Here is a 21356-nt window from a genome sequence, read left to right on the forward strand (position 1 = left end):
AGATATGGAGGGTAATCCCATGAAAAAACGTACACTGATCTCATTACTATTAATTCTCGTCATTGTGATTTCCGGTTGCAGTGTAAAAACGAAAACCGAATCCCAGGCGGAGACCACACCAGCGGATACAACAGAAACTGCACAAAAACCGGCTGACATTGAACTGCTCGCCATGAGTTCTTCCGAAAATGATGTAAACATTGTGCGCGACCAGCTGACTAAAAACGGCTTCAATGTGAAACTGAACCTGCAGCCGGATTATGGTAGCTTCAAATCCCAGCAGGATGCAGGGAATTATGACATTGCCTTGTCCAGCTGGACAACGGTAACGGGAAATCCCGATTATGCGGTACGTTCCCTTTTCAAAACAGGTGGAGATTACAGTATCCTTGCCGATGGGGAACTTGATAAACTCATCGATCAGGCAGCTACTCAAACTCCAGATGAGTACAAAGACACGTACAAACAATTGGAAGATCGCTTGGTAACGGATCAGGCGTATATCGCTCCTTTGTACATTTCGCTGAAAAGTCAGGCTGTGAACAAAGACATTCTGAATGTCGACACCGTTCGTCTCTCCAAATCCCGCGCCATGGCTTGGGAACCGATTGAGTTCAAGGACAGCTCCAAAAATGCCACAGACCCCTTGATTCTGACGCAAAGTGCATCCGTACTGACTTCCCTTGATCCCATCAAAGGAAACGACGGCTCCATCAACCAGTTGAACACCAATATGTATGTTCGTCTCGTTAACTTGACGGATGACGATCAGCTGACAGCAGATGGATCACTGTCCCATAACTTCAGTATTGCTGAAGGTAATTCGGACTACTACTTCATTCTCAGAGACGATATCAACTTTGCGAAAATTGATAACAAAAAAGCTGTAGATACAGGAGAACGTGTCGGTGCAGATGATGTGATCTTCTCCCTGGATCGTGCTAAAAATAAAGATTCCGTTCCGGATCACCGGACGTACAGTCTGCATGAACACATCAAAGAAGCTGAGGTTGTAACGGATCTGAGTGCATTACAATCCATCAAACAATCCAGCGGTAACGGCACAATCCTCGAAGCATTGGAACAAGGATTGGGCAGCAAAATTACAGAACTCGTGACTGACAAAACCAAAGCAGATAATAGCGCAGGTAAATATCAGGTCGTTAAACTGACAACAACTGAACCTTTCCCGCAAGTACTGAACTATCTGGCTCACCAATCTGCGGGTATCGTGTCCAAAAAACAGGTGGAGAGCATCAACACATATGATGTAGCTTCCTTTGACGTCAACAAAGATATTCCTTACGGTGATCAGAACACGGTGACTGAAGGCGCAGCATACAATAACACCCTTTATACTAGCGGACCTTATATTTTGTCTTATAAAAATGACTATGAAGGTGTATTCTTAAAAAATCCGGCTTACCGTAAAGGCACGGAAGATGAGCCAAAAATTGCTCAGGTTAACGTCCGATTCATCGCGGATGCAGACAGCGCACTCTCTGCTCTTCGCAGCAGTGAAATCCACTTATACTACGGTGTACCTGAAACCAAGTATGACATCATCGAAAATGACAGCAAACTGAAACTGCAAAGTCTGCCAAGTAACGCTGTCTCCTATCTGTTGTTTAACACGGCCAATCGTGAAGTTGCCAAGAGCAGTGACCTGAGAAAAGCCGTGCTGTACTCCATTAATCAGGATGAGATTTTGAGTTTCTACAAGAACAATAAACTCAAAGCATACTCCACAGTAAGCCCGCTCGTTCAGACCGGGAATGAATTGAAAGCTGATCCTGCAAAAGTAAAAGAATTCTTGAGTAAATACAACGCCTCCAAGTAAACGCATACCAACAAAAAGGCTGCTATCAGGATCATCTATTTGATCCTGATGGCAGCCTTTTGTCATTCTTCCAGCACACGGCAATCTGCCAGAACATCGGGATAGTTTCGCATGCTGTCTTCATCAGTAATTTTGCGAATAACTTTGCATGGTACGCCTGCTGCAAAAGAATGCGGTGGAATATCACGAGTCACCACGCTACCTGCTCCGATTACACAGCCGTCTCCAATCGTTACGCCCCCGCATACTGTAACGTTTGCCGAGATCCATACATCGTTACCAATTGTGACCGGTTTGGCATAACATAGTGACTTCACATCACCGTTCTGGTCCACCATCCGTCTCCGCTCGCTGGCAATCATGGGGTGAATGGGAGTAACAATCGTGACATTGGGTCCAAAACTGGTATAGTCCCCGATCTTCACTTGCGCGTCGTCTTGTATCGTCAGATTGTAATTACCGAAGAAGTGATCGCCTATTCGGGTATGCACACCATAATGAAAAAAGATGGGGCCTTGCATGAATCCGCCTTCTCCAATCTCTCCCAGTAGCTGTTGCAATATCTGATTCCTTTCCTCAGTCTGTTCTTCAAAGGTCTGGCTGTAACGCTGACTGAGATTATGGGCTCGCCTTTTGATGATCTTTAATTCCGGATCACTTGGACTGAACAACATGCCCTTCATGATTCTCTCTTCTTCACGCATCACGAATCCTCCTCTACAAGAGTTAGCTTATAAAATAAAAGCCACAGACATGACCTGTGGGTTATAAGGCTTCTGATAGAATGCCTGACTTCAACGCCTGAAGCACCATTCCCCTTAACCCAGCATCAAAATCATGTTGGAACGAATCCTGATGCACAATCTCGGGCAATGACGGCATGGGGTGATCCTTCCCGTACTGCTTCCACGCCAAATCCAGCTCTTCTCTCTCCACCCGTTCCTGATAAATGACAATCTGGTGCGGGGCAACGACGGCATTAATCGTTTGCAAGATATGACATACCTGCACTACAAAATCATCTTTGCTCATGTCACGTTTCCAATCAGGTGAATAAGGAAGATACTTGATCTCACCAAACATCCCGTTTTTCCCACGGATCATCTGTCCATTCAACATCATGCCCATACCCGGCGGGTATCGGTTCGGAAAATAAATTCCTGCTACACTCTGTTCCTTCATATCCGCATGCTGTGTACAGTATCCGCTAATCGCTGCATTAACATCATTCTCCACGAGAACGTTCAGTTGGAACTCGCTCTCGATCTCCCGTATCAGATGTGAATGGATAAGCTCTTCATGACTGCTCACCGTGATGTCCCCATCCACAGCTTGCCCTGGAATACCGATGCCGATCATATCAATGGAGGGATACTCCTTAATGAAACGCGCAATAAGTTGCAGCATATGCTGTTTATCAAAAGCAGGCAAGATACTCTCTTCCTTCAGCACAACCTTATTCTCCAGATTCATGACCGTTGCCGAAATCAATTCCTGGCCTTTCATCTCTTTGATGTAAAGAACCAAAGCAAGCTTGAAATTATAATTATATCGATATGCCTGAGCAGGACGACCACCGTTAGAGGGAATCACTTTATCCTGGAACAACTCTCCGCCATCACATAATTCCTGAATCAGCGCATTAATGGTAACAACACTAAGATTGGTGAGTGAAGCTAATTGCGGTTTGGTCGCCGTCTCGATCTGCTGCATGACTTCACGCACATTGTTCAAATTGATGTATTTCATCATTGTAGCGTTGGCTTTTTTCATAACCCTCTCGTTTCTACTCTGGTTCAATTGAGCCAAAGCAATGGTATGGATGTCATTTCACACCATATCATAACATAATGCCTTACTCGAACACATGAGTTCCATCATGCTGGAAAAGGATCGAAATCGGCAGAGCTACTTTGTTCACTCAAACAAATCATCCATCGACTTCACAGGTTTCACTTCAATCGGTTGCTTTGACAAGGCCATACTTGCATAGGTACCTGCCCAGATTATAACTGCCATAATAACGTAGACCATCCATACTTACCTCCCTGTTTCATGCGGATTATGATTTTGTGATACTTACCACATGTGACTATTCCTCTAGTTAATAAACAGACTTTATAAAGTATATTACGTAAGTATGCGAGGATAATAGTTCTTTGTCAATATGATTTAGATTTATCCGAGCCCTTTTCAGTCCAAGGAACATGTGGACAACAAGACTACAACAACGCGTATTATCTCGATGTCCATAAAAAATAACTGCCGAAAGAATCATTCAACGATTCTTTCGGCAGCCGTTTGTTCAATATACAAGCAGTTTATTTCGAATAGATTCGCTGTACCCCGGGCAATAAGGTCACAACTTGAATACCCACTCCCCATGCAAAATAGACCAAGTGAATGATAGAGACATCCTGAATCCAGTACACCTGCGCCATAATCCAGATGATGAGAGCAAACCCCGTATACAACGAAAAAGTCCAAGCCCAATAGCGGTCAGGATAGAGATTCAGTCTCTCACCCAGCCCCCAATGAACGTAGCGGATGAGCGAAATAGCAATTATTGTAGGCATCACGCCAAGTACCAGCAATAGGATGATCCCCGGGAACAAAAAACTGGCAAACGGAGAATTCCCCAACAAAGATGCGGGCAAATTCACCATACTTCCGGATGGGTCTATGATTAAAATGACGCCTCCAACAATCGCCCCAATTCCCAGCATTCCATGCATCAAAATGAGTAACCACGATCTGCCTATACGCTGCTTCATCATGAATTGCTCCTTCCGTTCTCTCGTTTCTCAACTTCATATATGGAGGACTATGCTCAAACCCTCTAGTACCATTCTCACACATGAAACGTATTGTTCCTGTGCTTCTTTTCACTATATTGATCTCGAAAATCATTCGTAATGGAAAAACTTGATAAAAGAACGTACGTTCGGTATAATGAAATTATCCTGAATAAGCGAGAGGCAGATATGGACGACAAATTTATTAAGGAATTACGCGAGATTAGTCGGGATGACAGACGAAGATCGGAATTTATGATTCAAGGTTTGAAGGAAACACTGCAAGAACGCAAAGAAGAAGGCATACTCAAGCGCTGGATACGGCGTAAGAAAACAGAGAAAAAAATCTCTCAAAGATTTAATCAAGATCCTCACTCGGATCAAAAGTAACAACATAAAAAGGAGGCGGAATACGCCTCCCTTGCTATTTACATATTTGAATCATTTAGAATTTGTTAGTTGTGACTTAACCCATAAGTTTGCCAAAATACAATTTTTTGTTTCAATAGGTCAAATCCTAGCTGGACTTGGTTCCTGATAAGCTTACTTACCTGTTACCAGTTAGCTAAATGAAAAAAGAGCAGCCTGCCAACCTGCAGTCTGCCCCGTGCTTTATGAACTAACGTTTCCCGTTAGCTTATAAGTAAGGGTCTCTATAGCTCTTTTACCATCTTCACAACTTCAATTTCATAATTTAAATGCTTATAGAAATTTACGGCACGAAGGTTATTGTTAAAGACATTCAGTATAAGCTGTCGATAGCCTTTTTGCCTTGACCACTCTTCTGCTTTGGTCATGAGTCCCTTGCCGACCCCTTTTCCTTCTCCTTGTGGAGAAACCGCAATCGCCACAATATAGCCTTGTTCTATATCGTTCAATTTATCTTTATGCGGCTGTACTTCAAGGAAACCCAGTAGCTCTCCTGTTTCATCTTCCGCCACAAAAATCTCAGTACCAGGAGAAAGATTGTCTACTGATTCTTGGGCTAGGCTGAGCTGTGATTCTTCCATTTTGTCTGGATCACGCCAGCTCATCAGCTCAAAGTCCATAAATCGTAAAGCCAGACTTACAATGAAATCTTTATCGGACTCTTGAAAAGCTCTAATCTGCATACACTTACCCCTTATATATAATATAAATTATGGAATACCTGTTCTAATCTTAAAATTAATGCCGTTATTTCTCCCAAAGCTCGACAAGTCGACCTTCAGGAACTTCATTCAAAATAAACTTTCCAAATTCACTAGTCTCTTTTTTCTTTGCAAGAAGTACACTAATCTGTTCAAGATGCTTCATAGTCTCGTTTAGATTATGTACTTGGAAATTTAACATCACTTGTTGTTCTGTTGGAAAATAACTGTCATTCTCGATAAAGACTGTACCTTTTTTTATAACTTCAAGATTCTTAGTTCTCCAAAATACTCCTCCGAAACCTTATATCATCGTATCTAACTCCTGTCTATCATCAAATTTTTAGCTATCCGATTACATTAAATATTCGAGGTTTAAATTAAAATACCTTTTTCAACTATTCTGCCCGTTAGTTGAAAGACAGCCGACTATTTAGCCGGCTGTCTGCTTGAGTATCATTCTGAGTTCTGTGCCGGATTTATCTATTTCAGCTTTTGATCTACCCCGTTTTACGGCAAAATGGCAAAAGACCGGACTGGGAAACCAGAAGCTTTCTCCGCTTTGGGTACAATATTGAAAATAACAGCGCCCTTGGCCGGCACCTGATCCAGGTTTGTTAACAGCTCGACCTGATATGTATCCTGGGCAAGTACATAATATTCTGCCAGAAGTGCTCCATTCTTCTGATAATCCACGGCGGAATCCGTATCAAAGGTTTCATGACCGATCGCCTGTACCTTTCTTTCCTCAAATAAAAACATGAGCGCACTAACCGACCATCCGGGTGCATGACTGTTGCCTTCATCATCCTTGTTATCAAATGTTTCATGGTTAGGCCAGCGTTTGCTCCAATCGGTACGTAAGGCTACAAAGCTTCCAGCTTCAATCACGCCATGCTCTCTTTCAAATTCAAGAATATGCTCCACATTCAGTGTGAAATCCGGATTGTTCTCTACTTCGGCAGACTCGTCAATGACCACAAGCGGGAGCACAAGCTCCTTCAAACCTAGTTCATCCAGATACCGCGTATCCCGAACGAAGTGGATCGGCGCATCAAGATGTGTCCCGTATTGACCCGGGAACTTAAAGCTCTGGGCAAAGAAACCTTGATCGTGATCAAACAGTGTATCGAATTGTGCTGCCTCAAAAGCTGAAAAATGTGGAGAGCCTGGACCAAACGTATGGGTCAGATCCACCCATTTCTTTTCTTTTAACAATTGAATGGCTTGAATGAGTTCGTTGGACATCCTAATCACCTCATGCACAAAATGGAATAAATTTCTCCTATTATATCTTATTCCACTACAATTGGGGAGCAGTCCCTATATTGGTTTTTAGGGCTGTTAATTTTCAAATTTAAAAACTTCACTGACCGTAGATGTCAGTGAAGTTAATTTATAATACAAGAGTAATCCATTCAATCATGAAAACAAAAGGAGCATGTATGATGCAAACGAAGAACGTATATCTATATGTATTTGATACGATGGCAGACTGGGAGGTAGGTTATCTAACTGCTGAATTGAACTCGGGAAGGTATTTCAGGAAAGAGATCAAGCCTTTACAGGTCGTAACCGTAGGCGTGGATAAACATCCGGTAACTACCATGGGCGGATTGAACATCCTTCCTCATATTTCTATTGATGAATGTACATTGAAAGGTGACGATGTCATCATGCTTCCAGGAGGAAACACCTGGATGGACACCATCCATGATCCCCTATTGAAAAAAGTTGCTACCTCTATAGAAGAGGGTACGGTTATTGCGGCGATTTGCGGTGCGACAGTTGCACTTGCAAAAATAGGAATACTGGATTCGAGACAGCATACAAGCAATGATTTAGAATACCTGAAGATGATATGCCCAGATTATACTGGAGAAACCTATTATGTAACGGAGCCTGCAGTAACCGATGGAAATCTAGTTACTGCATCTGGAATAGCTCCGTTAGAATTCACAATGCATGTGTTGAAGCTGTTGAATGTCTATACACCAGAAACCTTACAGGCCTGGTACAATCTATATCAGACTCATGAGTCCAAATACTTCTACGAGTTAATGAATTCTATTGCACCTGAATAACCAGTTTCCCGCGGGTATGATGGGTTTCACTCTTCTCATGCGCTTCCCTTACTCCCTGTTGAGTTAGCGGGTACGTTCCATCAATAATCGATTTGAGCTTGCCTTCCGCAGCCAGTTCAGCCAGCTGATCCAGTTGATCCCCTTTGGGCTCCATCATGAAGACGTTGGCCGTTACTCCGGCTTCCTTGGCAAGCTTCTCATCCGGTTGTTCCACCAAGGATACCAAATGCCCGCCAGACTTTAACACCTTGAAGCTATCGCGCTGAATATCACCGCCCATGGTGTCCAGCACAACATCATAACCGGAGAGAATCTCCGAGAAATCTTCTTTTTTATAGTTGATAAAATGTTCTACACCCAACGAAAGAAGCAACGCTTCGTTTGATTCACTCGCCGTGGAAGCCACTTCAGCGCCGAGGGACTTGGCGATCTGAATGGCATACGTTCCCACACCACCTGCACCAGCATGAATGAGTACCTTCTGCCCTTTGCCTAAACGTCCGTGATCCACAAGTGCCTGCCATGCCGTCATCGCAGCTAGCGGGATCGCTGCTGCTTCCTCGAAACTCAGTTGCTCCGGTATACGGGCAATAATATCTGCATCAACAGCAACATATTCTGCATAGGTTCCGAATTGACGCGGACGCGCAAATACCCGATCACCTTCTCTGAACCGCGTGACATTTGAGCCTGCTTCAGCCACAATACCGGCAACATCGCCGCCCAGAATCAACGGAAAATTCTCCGCTGCTTCTTTCATATAACCTTGTCTGATTTTGAAGTCTACCGGATTCACCGACGTGGCATACGTTTGGATTAATACCTGATTAACTCCACATGTTGGCTTGGCTACTTCTTGTTCCTTCAATTGTTCCGCTCCACCAAATTCCTCAATCACAATTGCTTTCATTAGAAATCCCAGCCTTTCCATTGATTATCGTTATACTCTCTCTCCCTTCATTACCCTTTCCCAGCGATCACTTGACCTAATCATTCAAAATTCACAGCAATCTGGGATTCACAAGCCCGTTCAACAATCGTGATATAATGTCGATTATCGATTACGTTAAATCTTAACCCAATAACTGAACAAGCGAGGTAACACGATGGAAGTAGAAGTAAGTACATTACATGCATTTTCGGACAAGGCTCATGGCGGAAACCCCGCAGGTGTTGTTTTACAAGCAGCGTATTTGTCTGAAACCCAGATGCAGGAGATTGCCAGACAAGTCGGTTTTTCAGAGACTGCATTTGTTATGCCATCGGATCAGGCTGATTTCAAAGTGCGTTATTTCACCCCAAGTGATGAAGTCGATCTATGTGGACATGCCACAATTGCATTATTTTATCTAATGAAGACACAGCAGCTTGTTAATGTTGGTACATATACACTGGAGACACTGGCCGGAATTCTTAAAGTTGATATCGAAGTCAATGGAGAAGTCTATCTGTCTCAGACGTTGCCGGAGTATGGGGAGATCGTGGATCGACAGCAGATTGCCGATTCGTTACGTATTTCTATGGAGGATTTGCATTCCGAGCTACCTGTACAGATTGTGTCTACCGGGCTACCCGATATCCTGATAGCTGTTAGGGATGTTGATGTTCTGACCAAAATCGACCCTGACTTCCAGCGTATCACTGAAATAAGCAAGGCTCATCATGCCATAGGTTATCACGTGTTTACACTCGAATCAGATGATATGGACGTTCTGGCAGAATGCCGTAATTTTGCACCGCTTTATGATATACCGGAAGAGAGCGCAACTGGCACATCCAATGGTGCAATGCTCTGTTATTTATCCCAGTACAACCAGCTTTCAGATCCTCATCTTCACACGTACACGATCAGACAAGGGTATACCATGAACCGCCCCTCTGAGATCCGAGCCAGATTAACACTGGACAGCTCTAATGAAATCACACAGATTCAGGTTGGCGGTAGCGCAGTTAATATCGAGAACATTCAAATACACCTCCCTTAGTGGGAGGTGTTTTATGTACGTAGGATATGTAAACTATCTTATGCGAAGCAGTGTAGTAGCCTGTGGTCATCATTGAATTTGTTGTAAAAATCGTAGTACCGCTACCTCCAACTGGTTCAGCCCTGGCTGCTCTATAGGAAAATGACCTGCCCCTTCCAAGATCACACATTCCTTGTCTACCACCAGACGATCAAAAAAAGATTGGCTGAACCTGATCGGTGTCATGGGGTCCAGTTCAGGGTGAACCAACAGAACCGGACACTGGCTGAACTGTTCCGGGCTTACCTCCGGTTTTTTATTAAGGAATGTTCTTAATAATTCCAACGGAATACGTGTAGCTGCCGCTTGTGGATCATTCATAATAAGCCGGGTTAAGTCCTTGTTATTAGTAATCAGTTGCATTCGGGATACCTGTTTGACCGAAATACGTACATGATCCAGCAGACCAGGGAACAGATCCATCATCCGTTTTCCCGCCCGGCTTACCAGACGATTCGGTGCAAGCTGATCTCGCATTTCCTGATTACTCGTATCTACAAATGTAGTTGCGATCAAACCCTTAACACGCTTGCTGCGTGCACTTGTGTGATAGGCAAGCATCCCTCCGATGCTACTTCCCAATACAACGATTGGCTTGCCATCTTTTTTGTGTTCCCGTTCGATAAGTGACACAAGCAGCTCTATCCATAGTTCATAGTTAATACGTGTACCAGACATTGCGTAACTTAACCCATATGGCGGAAGATCTGGCGATACCACCTCGTATCCATGTCGCTGCAACATGCGGGCATACGGAGCGAGCAACCTGCCATTGCCTCCCGCACCATGAATGAACAGAATTTTGATTGAAGACTCCGACGCAGGCAAGCGATCGATATGCAGATGAACCCCATTTGACTCCCACCATTCTTCCTCAGGAGCTGTATGCTCCCCTAACCTCACTTCTTCCGGGAAAAAGGCCTGATACTGTTTCCAATAGGGATGTGTTGTCTGATATGAAGGCAAACTTTTTTTCATACGTTACATTCTCCTCTTTTTGTATACAAAAAAAGCCGTACAGTGTACGACTTTTCGTTAAGAATACGTCTATGACCATACTTCTTTTTATAACAACTCCGTATATCTGTCAATCGGGAAACTGTACATTGCCCGGTACGATATATGCACCACCTGACCCATCATTAGGCAGAGCTGGGATCGTGTCATTTAATACCTGACCGCGAATATCGGTAATACGAACGTTTAATTTTTCTTTGCCCAGTCCAGTTCCGAGGAAATGATTATAGTCTTGCTTTTCAAGATTGAGCCACGTGCCATCCTTCTGTTTCACTTCGAACTTCAGCACCGGATATTTGTGATTACGAACCTGAATGGCTGCCCACCACTGACTGCTGCCTTCCTTGATCCGATAGGAGACGTTGCCTTGAATTGGAGCTTTGACCACTTTCCAGCTGATATCGATTTTACCTGCCTTTGGGTCACCGATCAGGTTAAAAGCATTCGGTGAGAGATCCAGCGCTCCGCTGGCGCCTTCTGGATAGAGGTCTGTTACATAGACCGTTGTTTTGCCTTTAGGACCCTGCACCTCGAGATAGGCTCCCGCTAAAGCGGCTTTGACACCGTTATAATTGAGTTGGAACGGATTAAGTGCAGTAATCTTCATGTCCGCCGGGATGGGATCAAGCAACACCGCACCTCCCGAGTAACCTGAGCCTGTATACGTCGCGTAACCCTGATATGTATCATTCCATGCAGCAGATGCAGGTAGAGCAAATAATACGAGACTGAGCAACATCCCTGTACCGGCCCATTTTAACCGTTGAAATCTACTTTTCTTGTTCATAAGCTATTCCTCCTCGTCATTCTAACTTCTGTTACATTGAAACATAAGTTGAACTAAAGAATATTTACACTTGCCACTCCGATGACAGAATAACCTTCCGATCACTGTTATCCCCAGATTTTTTGATTCAATTTTACAAAGGTGAAAATCTGTTGATAAAGGCGAACGCTCCGCTTCTTCAGGTTTCTTCTGTCCTCTACGTTCTCGTGTAAATGATCCATTCAACTGCTAGATTTGAATATAACATTATTTTACATAATAACTTCTTATTTTCAATCCCTCTCAACTAAATCACATCTTTAGTCCTGCCCGTGGACTTGGACATTCACGACCACGCACAAGATATGGATACATACCATAATTTGGTGGAATAGGTATAATAACAAGGCTGTATTCGATGGGTTCCCCGTAATAAAAAAACGCCACACCCCGGAGTAATTTCGCTCTCCACATGGTGTGACGCCTATTAAACACTACGGTCAGAATACCCGGGCTGTCCAAGGACAGCCCAGGTTTGACTCAACCCGTTTCCCTTCGTTTCATCCGCTTCCTTAGCCGCGCATACGATGCGTAAATCCGCGGAGATTCTTTGGTCAGGATAGGCCCCAGCACAGCCAGAATTAACACATACAACACGGCAAACGATTGGATGGATGCCATCAGCCCTCCGGCCTTGCCGATGTTCGCCATGATAATGGAGAATTCGCCCCGGGAAACCAGGGTAAAGCCCACATTCAACGAGGCCTTAGGGCTCATTCCAGCCAGTCTGCCAGCGATCATACCTGCACCATAGTTACTGGCAATCGTCAGAATAACGGCAATAATCGTCATCCCAACAGCTCCGCCAAGTGAAGCCGGCTCGATGGTCAGGCCAAAACTGAAGAAGAAAATTGCACCAAAAAAATCTTTGAAAGGCATGATCTGATGTTCAATCCGACTCACATGTCTTGATTCGCCCAACACAAGCCCCATCATCAACGCTCCAATAGCTTCCGCTACGTGCAGCGTCTCCGAGAAACCGGCTACCAGGAAGAGCAGTGTCATGACGGTAAGCAGAAACAACTCTGATGACTTGATATTCAGTGCCTTATCAATATATTTGATGCTTTTCCTGCCAATAATCAGGAACAGCACAATAAACAGCAGGGCAGACAGCGATACTAACAGAACACTTAGGAATGAAGTTGCCCCGCTGAGCACAAGCCCGGTCAGGATAGAGATATGAATCGCGATGAACAAGTCATCGAACATGATCATGCCCATAATAATCTCTGTTTCAGGGTTTGCCGTGCGTTTCAGATCAACGAGCACTTTAGCTACAATGGCTGTAGAAGAGCTGGTCATGATCCCGCAGACAACAAGTGTCTCCTGAAGGGGCAGATCCATGAACCACCCCAACAGCAATCCAGAGACAAAATTCAGGCCCACATAGAACATGCCCCCGGTCAGAATGGCTTTGCCAGACTTTAATAACCGGGAGACCGAGAACTCCAAACCCAGATAAAATAACAAAAACAGAATGCCAAGCCTGCCCATAAATTCAATAAAGGTCGAACTTTCGATAAAACGTAAATCCACTATGCCAATTTGTGGTGCATGTGGTCCAACAGCCATACCAATCAGGATATAGAAAGGAATGACCGAAAATCGTAATCGTGAAGATATCAGCCCAGTAAGTGTAATCAGCGCAACGGCAATTCCCACTTCGAATATGAGCATATCCATAGGCTAAGTCCGTCCATCAGTTAACAATTGTTTGAGATGTTTGATCTGATTCCGTTCACCGGCAACTACAATTGTAGCTCCAGCGGTAAAAGCATAATCCGGGCCTGGATTAAAATGCTTCTCCTTATCCTTGGTCACAACAGCGAGAATTACGGCGCCCGTGGCCTGACGGATATCCAGTTCACCAATCGTCATGCCTACGCTTGCGGCGTGAGGCTCAATCCGTAGCCATTCGATTAACAGCCCTTCAAGCATCACTTCACGCTCATCCTGAAACTTCGGTTTATAGGTCATACCACCAACAATAGCGGCTACCGCCCGGGCTTCATCATCGTCCAGGGTGACAAGAGATACCATATCACCCACCTCTTCAGGTGTATCTCCTGACTCCATATGGAACAGGTCACGTCGCTCGTCGTTATGAATCACTATGACCAAATGCTCACCACTACGGGTATGCAGCCAGTATTTACGTCCAATCCCTGGTAAGTCCGTCTCTTTAAAGTGCATGATCTGCACCCCCTAGCGCCGGCTCGTTCAAGGTTTCGCTTTTCAGCTCGATCCCCGTAATGCGGATTCTCATGGAACCTGATGGTGTATGAACGGACTTAACTTCCCCTTTACTGCCAAGCAGTAATTGACTCCCTACTGGAGAGAGGAAGGAAATACGACCCTCATCAGGATTAGTATCCTCTGGCATGACAATCATGAAAGAATCTGACGTATGAAAATCGAGATATTCAAAATCAATATGACTGCCGATCAATACAGCTGAGTCCAGATCTTCATCAGGACCCAGGAGCAGTTTTTCCACATACTCTGTATATGCAGACAATTGTTTTTCCAATTGTATCCGCTCTGGATCACGCGTGTCGAAATAGGCGTCGAGAAATGTTCTTTTCTCTTCACCGAATGTAAATAGCTGGCTCACCAGCTTCTCTCTGCAATTATGGCGGGAGGTCCTATGGTTCATAATAAATTTCACCCCCTATACAAGCCTTGTTCTCCATGTTGATTGGCATGTTTCTCTTCATCATCTTGTTTTCCTCCTTTATATTTTAAAAAGATCCCGGGATACGAGACCTTCTTACCATCTTACCAAAACTAATATTTTAATCCAGTATATTCGTCTAACTTGCTTTTTTATTATCATTTGTGGTCATATCTTCCATTTAATAACTTAATTCTTCACATCATATGGTAGATCCATAGAACATTTTAATTACTGCATAAAAAACATTTTATGAATTTTCATCTCGTATTTTTATTTGCTTTCCTGTATATTTAACTACAAACTTTTATTCAATTTATGCAAATAAGCCTCTACAGACTTTAACACAATAAAGGAGTGCATCGAAAAAGTGTCCACGATAACAAAAGAAACTAAAGAGTCCGTTCAAGTTACTGCCGCAGAATATGTTCATTCCGTTTATGAGTCGGTTGTTGCCAGAAATCCGCACGAAGACGAGTTCCATCAGGCTGTCAAAGAAATTCTGGATTCCCTTATTCCTGTTATTGAAGCACACCCTAAGTATAAGAACCATAGTCTGTTGGAACAGCTTGTTGAACCCGAACGTGTAATCACATTCCGTGTCCCATGGGTAGATGATCAGGGCAAAGTTCAGGTTAACCGTGGATTCCGGGTGCAATTCAACAGTGCCATTGGCCCTTACAAAGGCGGACTTCGCTTCCATCCTTCTGTATACTCGGGCATCATCAAGTTCCTTGGCTTCGAACAGATCTTCAAAAATGCTTTGACCGGTCTGCCCATTGGCGGTGGTAAAGGTGGTTCTGACTTCGATCCCAAAGGAAAATCGGATCTGGAAGTCATGCGTTTCACGCAAAGCTTCATGACAGAGCTGTACAAATATATCGGTTCCGATACGGATGTACCGGCAGGTGACATTGGTGTAGGCGCACGGGAAATCGGTTACATGTTCGGCCAATACAAACGTATCCATGGCGGGCATGAGGCAGGCGTATTGACAGGAAAAGGTCTGCTGTACGGAGGAAGCTTGGCACGTAAGGAAGCGACTGGCTTCGGCTGTGTGTACTTCGTGAAGGAGATGTTGCAATCCAAGGGACTCAGCTTCCAAGACAGCACAGTCGTTGTCTCTGGCTCTGGTAATGTGTCCATCTATGCCATTCAGAAGGCACAGGAGCTTGGAGCTACAGTTGTGGCGTGTAGTGACTCAGGTGGCTACATACACGATCCACAAGGCATCAACCTGGATACCGTGAAACGTCTGAAAGAGGTTGATCGTCTTCGCATCAGCGAATACATCAAAGAACACCCGCATGCTACATATACTGAAGGCTGTGAAGGCATCTGGTCCATCCCTTGTGATATTGCTCTTCCATGTGCAACGCAAAATGAGATCGATGAAGAAGCTGCGGCCCTTCTAATCAAAGGTGGCGTGAAGGCCATTGGCGAAGGCGCCAATATGCCTTCCACCCTGGCTGCCATTGACGTCTTCCACGGTGCAGGCGTGCTGTTCGGTCCAGCCAAAGCGGCTAATGCCGGCGGTGTAGCCGTGTCTGCTCTTGAAATGTCACAGAACAGCATGCGGTTGTCCTGGTCATTTGAAGAAGTAGACGCCAAGCTGCATGACATCATGAAGAACATCTACACCAGCTGTGTAGAAGCTGCTGAAGAGTATGGCTGTGAAGGCAACCTCGTAGCCGGAGCGAATATCGCCGGTTTCCTCAAGGTAGCGGATTCCATGATCGCTCAAGGTGTAGTTTAATTTAAATACGTGATTCTCCACGATCAAAGGGCGTTCCCATCCATTTGGGTAACTGCCCTTTTTTCCTTGTCTTCAATTGCTCTAATCGCAAGGCAATGGTAAAGTGGTACTGACGTAATTCCATCTATTTGTACTATTATAAGGAAGTGTTTACATTGTCTAACCAACCATTTGCCAGCACTGCGAGTCCTCATCTTAGCGCAGACTGTGAGCAATGTTTTGGCCTGTGCTGTGTTGCCTTGCCCTATGGCAAGTCATCTGACTTTGCTTTTGATAAAGCCAGCGGCACACCCTGTCCCAATCTGCGCACGGACAATCGCTGCGGCATCCATACCCAGCTTCGGCAGAAAGGGTTCAAAGGTTGCACGGTATACGACTGTTTTGGAGCTGGACAGAAGCTATCCCAAGTGACCTACGCGGGCAAAGATTGGCGTGATCATCCAGAGTCTGCAAACGAGATGTTCGATTGTCTGCCTGCTTTGCGACAACTTCACGAGTTGCTCAGTTATATCAAGGAAATGATGATGAGACCGGAGACGTCATCCCTTCACTCGGCATTTGGTGAGTTATATGAGGAGATTGAGCGCTTGAGCAATCTGGAGCCTGCGGCACTCCTCCGTCTGGACATCGCCAATTATCGGTCCAGTGTGAATCAACTCTTGGTCCAGGCAAGTGAGATGGTACGCGCGAATGTGCCACCCACCGCTCATGGACAAGGGAAGTCGAAGAATGGTAAAAAACGTACCGGAAGTGACTTTTTTGGTGCCAATTTAAAAGGGGCTGACCTGCGGGGCGCAAGCTTCCGAGGGGCTTTAATGATCGCAGCCGATCTCCGAAATGCAGATACACGAAATGCAGATTGGATTGGCGCGGACTTGCGGGATACGGATCTGGGCGATGCAGACCTGAGAGGTGGCATCTTCCTGACGCAATCCCAGATTAATGCAGCCAAAGGTAATGTGAATACCAAGTTGCCGGATCATCTTAACATTCCCTCACACTGGGTGTAGGGTGCCATTTCCGCAAGAGCACGAGCAGGGATACAGGCAGGATAGTACCTGCCAATTCATATGAATGTATGAATCGTATACAGCAACAGCAAAAAAACAGCTCGTCCTATACATCCAAGGACGAGCTGTTTCTATAAAATCACTGGAACGAATCAGAATTATAACAAGTCGCGGCGAAGATCTTCAGCCGATTTTGGAGACAAATGACCGAGCGGAATATCAAATACCGTTTTCGCTCCCTTATGTCCTTCCACGCTCAAGCGTTGTGCGGCTCTTGCATACGCTACAAGTACGCTTGCTGTAAATTCAGGATTGCTGTCGAGTTTCAGACCAAATTCAATAATTTGCTTTTGACCAGCACCTGTAACCCCACTGCGAATTACAAATCCACCATGCGGCATACCTTCATGCTCGGATTTCAATTCTTCTTCGCTAATGAACGTTACAGTTGTATCGTAATCTGCAAAATAGTTTGGCATCGACACAATCGTCTCACGGATCTCATCCTGATTAGCACCATCTTCTGCTACCACATAACATTGACGCAGATGTTTCTCGCGTGTAGACAGCTCCGGTGTCTCCCCTGCACGAATCCGGTTGATTACCTCTTCAACAGGTACAGTATACTGTACACCCGCCTTAACACCTGGAACACGACGAATAGCATCCGAGTGGCCTTGGCTCACACCTTTGCCCCAGAACGTGTACTCTTTTCCTTCTGGCAAGATGGACTGTGCAAGCAGACGGTTCATGGAGAACAAGCCTGGGTCCCAACCTGTGGAAATGACACTTACGTGACCGCCTTGCTCTGCCGCAGCATTAACTTCCTTGTAGAATTCAGGAATCTTCGCATGTGTATCGAAGCTATCTACCGTATTGAACAACTTGGCGATGGCTGGTGTCTGCTCTGGAAGGTCGGTTGCAGAACCACCACAGAGGATCATAACATCAACCTTGCCTATGTATTGCTCCGCTGCAGAGATATGCTCAAAACGTACTTCTGTGCTTTCAGCGACCATCTGCTCCGGATTACGACGTGTAAACACAGCAATCAGTTCCATATCCTCGTTCTGGGAAATGGCTTTCTCTACACCTTTACCCAAGTTACCGTAACCAACAATACCCACTCTAATCATGTTCAATCCTCTCCTGTCTTCTTCTATAGTTGTCTATTACTCTGTTTATAATGATATAACATAACATGTAACCTGTCAGGTTTCCAGTTCGAAATAAAAATACCTTGCAGCGGTGCAGCAATAATGCGGCTCCGTATGCAAGGTATTATGGCGTTCATTCGTTATTTTAGGAAGAAAAAAAGCAGGAAAGAAAAATAGCCCTTATCTTCTGCTTATGATTCTGTCCAGGTCAACGTCAGTTCAATGACGCCTTCCTGTCCCGCCAATGTTCCTCCAATCAAGGACCAGACATCCTGCGTTTCTGGATCGGTTCCCTGAATGATAATATTTTTGTCATCGATCGTCTGACCTGCATCCGTCAACTTTTTGGCGTTGAAGTAATCTTTATACAGCTGAGATACGGTTTTCATATCTTGTTCAGTGGAGAAAATCACCATCGCCGATTGCTTGCCTTCATTCTCACCAGAATTGGCTAAACGAATTGTTGCATCTTCCGGCAATGGGAAATCACTTGGCAAGTTCTCCGGCAACTCATTGGTTCCAGCAGTCGCTTCCTCAACACGATCTGAATCCGAGTCGGTTGGTGCAGTCGTACCCTCCGTCTCGGTCACTGTACTTGTTGTTGCTTCGCTTGCACCTTCATTAGTCGCTTGTTCACCAGTTCCGGAGGAAGCTTCAGTGTCCACCTTCTCCGTATCACTCGGTTCGTCTGCCGCGCTGCTGCAAGCACTCAAGGCCACCATCATCGCCAGTGCCGCACAGGCCAATACATATTTCCTTCTCTTCACCATCTGTTACCACTCCTTCTTCTTCGTTTCATGTGCTAATCACGTTCAAACGGCTGGATCACAGGCACCGCATGAACGTTATTCTTAACCCATATCACAGATACAGATAATACACTTAGAGACAATAGACAACTGGCTACAAGAATGGACAGGAAGCGGGTGAATACTTTAAACTTTTTCATCCATCCCTCCTCCTCCTGTTCTTCATGTGTTTGTGGAATCATGTTACTCATAGGTCACTTGACGGTGTCACTAATTTCATAATCTCGGCAGCGACAATATCCGGTTGACTGTTGTGGATACTGTGTGTCGCTTGTGGAACTGTCAGCTGTGTTCCGTGTCTTGACCATGATGCAAAATTCGCTTGGTCGGTCTGCCATGCATGACTGTCCTCATCCAACTCCTCCGAACCGGCTGTGAGGATCGTCAGGGGAAAGCCAAACTTCGTTTTGTTCTCAAGCACACACGCTGCATTTGTTCTGGAATTCCGAACCTCTTCCATGACATTGTCATTGTACGCATGTCTCAGCGTGGATATCGTGACGGCTTTTTTCATCGGTTCCGTTACCAGATTTGGGTCAATGACCAGAGATGCCATCATGCGATCCGATTGCAGCAATGTTCGTGCGATGCCTGTTTTCACCAGAAAACGGGACCCATCCATCATCCATTCTGGTGTATTCAAGTCCGTACGACTGTAATACTCCGGGCTTCCGCCATCGATCATGACCATGCCGGCCACCTCATCAGGATACCTTTGCGCAAACCGCAGTGTCTCCAGCGCCCCCAGGGAGTGACCAACCATGATGTAAGGTGGACGTTGACCGGATGTGCGCAGCAATTGGTGGATCTCTTCCGAGATGGTATCAACATCACGAGGTTCATCCGTATAGTCGCTGTATCCGTACCCGAACCGATCATATACCGCAATTTTTACCTGTGATTTCAACTTGTCATATAGCGGACTGAAATCCACATACGGATTGGGTGTACCCCAGCCTGAGGCAAACACCACGGTTACCTCTCCTTTGCCAGCAGTGTAGAGGTGCATGTTGCGACCACTCACTTCATAATACTTGCCTGGCGGGGGATAGGACTTCATATCCTGCGTGGATTGATACGCTTCATACGCTGTACCTGCCAGCAGCAAAAGTCCTGTGGCAAGCATGATGCCTCCCAGCACTTTTAACCCTCTCCGTAACCCCTTCTTCATCTTCTCTACCCCTTACCCCAAAGGTTCATCTATATATGTATGCTTCAATCGTACCCAAGAAATAGCGGGATTGAAACAATCCCGAGTCCAGTTCTTTCCCCAACCAAAGTCCAGTGTCCCTCCCCTACCTGTGACGCAAAAAAAACTGCAAATCTCCCATTCAGGAAACTTGCAGTTCATCTATACTTGTATTCTAAAACTCTTACCTCAATCTATCTCACAACGATCCTTACCTATAGTTGCAAAGTAAGACCCACCGGGCAATGATCACTGCCCATCACGTGGCAGTCGATATGCGCATCTGCCACCTTAGGTGCCAATTGATTGGATACTAGAAAATAATCAATGCGCCAGCCCACGTTCCGTTCTCTAACCTTCGGCATATAAGACCACCAGCTGTATACATCCGTACGATCCGGATACAGATGGCGGAAGCTGTCCACATACCCGGAAGCAAGCAAATCGGTCATCTTGCCGCGCTCTTCAAGGGTAAATCCGGAATTGCCCAGATTGGGCTTCGGATTCTTCAGGTCAATCTCCTGATGAGCCACATTCAGGTCACCACAGACGATAACCGGCTTAGTCTGCTCCAGTTGCAGAATATAAGCTCGGAATCGGTCTTCCCATTCCAGACGGTAAGGCAGCCGGGTCAGATCCCGCTTCGCGTTAGGGGTATAGACGTTCACCAGATAAAACTCATCATACTCCAGTGTAATCATCCGTCCTTCCGGCTCACTGTCCTCCTCCATCCCGTAACGAACGTATAAAGGTTTGATTCGGCTAAATACAGCCGTACCGGAATAACCTTTTTTGATCGCATAATTCCAATATTGATAAACATCTTCCCCCAGGTCCATCTCAATCTGTCCGGCTTGTAATTTGGTCTCCTGAAGGCAGAAAATGTCCGCCTGACTCTCCTGATAATAATCCATGAATCCTTTGGTCACACATGCCCTTAAGCCATTCACATTCCAGGACACCAGCTTCATATCCTCATCTCCTCACATCTCTCCAATATATCATGGGCTCATTCAGAGGGACAAGCCTTACGGCTCTGGAA

Annotated in this window: 23 protein-coding genes; 6 read left to right on the plus strand and 17 right to left on the minus strand. The window is 45.2% G+C overall.

The window, feature by feature from the left end; all coding sequences use genetic code 11:
- Positions 1-19 precede the first annotated feature (19 nt).
- Positions 20-1840 carry an ABC transporter substrate-binding protein gene (locus tag MHH25_RS22295; RefSeq protein ID WP_340018104.1) on the plus strand — a complete coding sequence of 607 codons (1821 nt, stop codon included), beginning with the start codon at positions 20-22 and terminating at the stop codon, positions 1838-1840.
- 62 nt (positions 1841-1902) lie between these two features.
- Here MHH25_RS22295 and MHH25_RS22300 read toward each other — a convergent pair whose 3' ends face one another.
- From MHH25_RS22300 to MHH25_RS22310, 3 genes are all read right to left on the minus strand, one after another.
- Positions 1903-2544 (minus strand): sugar O-acetyltransferase, encoded by a 642-nt coding sequence (locus MHH25_RS22300; RefSeq protein ID WP_340018105.1) that lies wholly within the window; start codon positions 2542-2544, stop codon positions 1903-1905.
- 61 nt (positions 2545-2605) lie between these two features.
- Complete coding sequence (locus MHH25_RS22305; RefSeq protein WP_340018107.1) at positions 2606-3613, minus strand: ROK family protein; 1008 nt, start codon at positions 3611-3613, stop codon at positions 2606-2608.
- A gap of 548 nt (positions 3614-4161) precedes the next feature.
- Entirely contained in the window at positions 4162-4617 is a 456-nt protein-coding gene (locus tag MHH25_RS22310; protein ID WP_340018108.1) for a hypothetical protein, read from the minus strand.
- A gap of 207 nt (positions 4618-4824) precedes the next feature.
- Between MHH25_RS22310 and MHH25_RS22315 the strand changes: the two genes are divergently transcribed.
- A complete protein-coding gene (locus tag MHH25_RS22315) occupies positions 4825-5025 on the plus strand; it encodes a hypothetical protein (RefSeq protein WP_026080945.1) in 201 nt (66 codons plus the stop codon).
- A 263-nt stretch (positions 5026-5288) separates the two neighbouring features.
- On the opposite strand, the gene MHH25_RS22320 is transcribed toward MHH25_RS22315, so the two are convergent.
- The 3 genes from MHH25_RS22320 to MHH25_RS22330 all read right to left on the minus strand — a co-directional run bounded on the left by MHH25_RS22320 (position 5289) and on the right by MHH25_RS22330 (position 7013).
- Complete coding sequence (locus MHH25_RS22320; protein WP_047843914.1) at positions 5289-5747, minus strand: GNAT family N-acetyltransferase; 459 nt, start codon at positions 5745-5747, stop codon at positions 5289-5291.
- Between the two features lie 64 nt (positions 5748-5811).
- On the minus strand, positions 5812-6027 hold the full coding sequence (locus MHH25_RS22325) for a hypothetical protein (RefSeq protein WP_340020533.1): 216 nt from the start codon (positions 6025-6027) through the stop codon (positions 5812-5814).
- A 248-nt stretch (positions 6028-6275) separates the two neighbouring features.
- Positions 6276-7013: a cyclase family protein gene (locus MHH25_RS22330; RefSeq protein ID WP_340018109.1), complete on the minus strand. Its 738-nt coding sequence runs from the start codon at positions 7011-7013 to the stop codon at positions 6276-6278.
- A gap of 200 nt (positions 7014-7213) precedes the next feature.
- Here MHH25_RS22330 and MHH25_RS22335 point away from each other — a divergent pair, with 200 nt between their 5' ends.
- Complete coding sequence (locus tag MHH25_RS22335; RefSeq protein WP_340020534.1) at positions 7214-7849, plus strand: type 1 glutamine amidotransferase family protein; 636 nt, start codon at positions 7214-7216, stop codon at positions 7847-7849.
- On the opposite strand, the gene MHH25_RS22340 is transcribed toward MHH25_RS22335, so the two are convergent.
- Complete coding sequence (locus MHH25_RS22340; protein WP_340018110.1) at positions 7833-8759, minus strand: NADP-dependent oxidoreductase; 927 nt, start codon at positions 8757-8759, stop codon at positions 7833-7835. The two genes, MHH25_RS22335 and MHH25_RS22340, sit on opposite strands and share 17 nt — an antisense overlap.
- Before the next feature lie 196 nt (positions 8760-8955).
- On the opposite strand from MHH25_RS22340, the gene MHH25_RS22345 reads away from it, so the two are divergent.
- A complete protein-coding gene (locus MHH25_RS22345) occupies positions 8956-9834 on the plus strand; it encodes a PhzF family phenazine biosynthesis protein (protein ID WP_340018112.1) in 879 nt (292 codons plus the stop codon).
- 69 nt (positions 9835-9903) lie between these two features.
- Here the strand turns inward: MHH25_RS22345 and MHH25_RS22350 are convergent, their stop codons facing one another.
- The 5 genes from MHH25_RS22350 to MHH25_RS22370 form a co-directional block, all read right to left on the minus strand.
- Positions 9904-10851, minus strand: a complete 948-nt coding sequence (locus MHH25_RS22350; protein WP_340018114.1) for an alpha/beta hydrolase — start codon at positions 10849-10851, stop codon at positions 9904-9906.
- A 109-nt stretch (positions 10852-10960) separates the two neighbouring features.
- Positions 10961-11677, minus strand: coding sequence for an expansin EXLX1 family cellulose-binding protein (locus tag MHH25_RS22355; RefSeq protein WP_036668609.1), 717 nt, complete (start codon positions 11675-11677; stop codon positions 10961-10963).
- Positions 11678-12196: 519 nt separating this feature from the next.
- Positions 12197-13402, minus strand: a complete 1206-nt coding sequence (locus tag MHH25_RS22360; RefSeq protein ID WP_047843919.1) for a cation:proton antiporter — start codon at positions 13400-13402, stop codon at positions 12197-12199.
- 3 nt (positions 13403-13405) lie between these two features.
- On the minus strand, positions 13406-13912 hold the full coding sequence (locus MHH25_RS22365) for a cation:proton antiporter regulatory subunit (RefSeq protein WP_036617317.1): 507 nt from the start codon (positions 13910-13912) through the stop codon (positions 13406-13408).
- A complete protein-coding gene (locus MHH25_RS22370; RefSeq protein ID WP_076318752.1) occupies positions 13902-14375 on the minus strand; it encodes a GreA/GreB family elongation factor in 474 nt (157 codons plus the stop codon). Before MHH25_RS22370 ends, MHH25_RS22365 begins: the two co-directional genes overlap by 11 nt.
- A 388-nt stretch (positions 14376-14763) precedes the next feature.
- On the opposite strand from MHH25_RS22370, the gene gdhA reads away from it, so the two are divergent.
- The gene (gdhA, locus tag MHH25_RS22375; protein WP_340018116.1) at positions 14764-16149 is read left to right on the plus strand and encodes an NADP-specific glutamate dehydrogenase; all 1386 of its coding nucleotides are present in this window, start codon (positions 14764-14766) and stop codon (positions 16147-16149) included.
- Between the two features lie 155 nt (positions 16150-16304).
- A complete protein-coding gene (locus MHH25_RS22380; protein ID WP_340018118.1) occupies positions 16305-17159 on the plus strand; it encodes a pentapeptide repeat-containing protein in 855 nt (284 codons plus the stop codon).
- A 158-nt stretch (positions 17160-17317) separates the two neighbouring features.
- Here MHH25_RS22380 and MHH25_RS22385 read toward each other — a convergent pair whose 3' ends face one another.
- From MHH25_RS22385 to MHH25_RS22405, 5 genes are all read right to left on the minus strand, one after another.
- Positions 17318-18301 carry a diaminopimelate dehydrogenase gene (locus tag MHH25_RS22385; protein ID WP_026080941.1) on the minus strand — a complete coding sequence of 328 codons (984 nt, stop codon included), beginning with the start codon at positions 18299-18301 and terminating at the stop codon, positions 17318-17320.
- Between the two features lie 206 nt (positions 18302-18507).
- Positions 18508-19086 (minus strand): hypothetical protein, encoded by a 579-nt coding sequence (locus MHH25_RS22390; RefSeq protein ID WP_340018120.1) that lies wholly within the window; start codon positions 19084-19086, stop codon positions 18508-18510.
- Positions 19087-19118: 32 nt separating this feature from the next.
- Positions 19119-19265 carry a hypothetical protein gene (locus tag MHH25_RS22395; protein WP_340018121.1) on the minus strand — a complete coding sequence of 49 codons (147 nt, stop codon included), beginning with the start codon at positions 19263-19265 and terminating at the stop codon, positions 19119-19121.
- Positions 19266-19312: 47 nt separating this feature from the next.
- Complete coding sequence (locus MHH25_RS22400; protein WP_340018122.1) at positions 19313-20296, minus strand: alpha/beta hydrolase; 984 nt, start codon at positions 20294-20296, stop codon at positions 19313-19315.
- Between the two features lie 233 nt (positions 20297-20529).
- A complete protein-coding gene (locus MHH25_RS22405; RefSeq protein WP_340018124.1) occupies positions 20530-21285 on the minus strand; it encodes an exodeoxyribonuclease III in 756 nt (251 codons plus the stop codon).
- Between the last annotated feature and the right edge of the window lie 71 nt (positions 21286-21356).

Origin of the sequence: Paenibacillus sp. FSL H3-0457, from assembly GCF_037981725.1 — a bacterium.
Classification (GTDB): Bacteria; Bacillota; Bacilli; order Paenibacillales; family Paenibacillaceae; genus Paenibacillus; species Paenibacillus amylolyticus.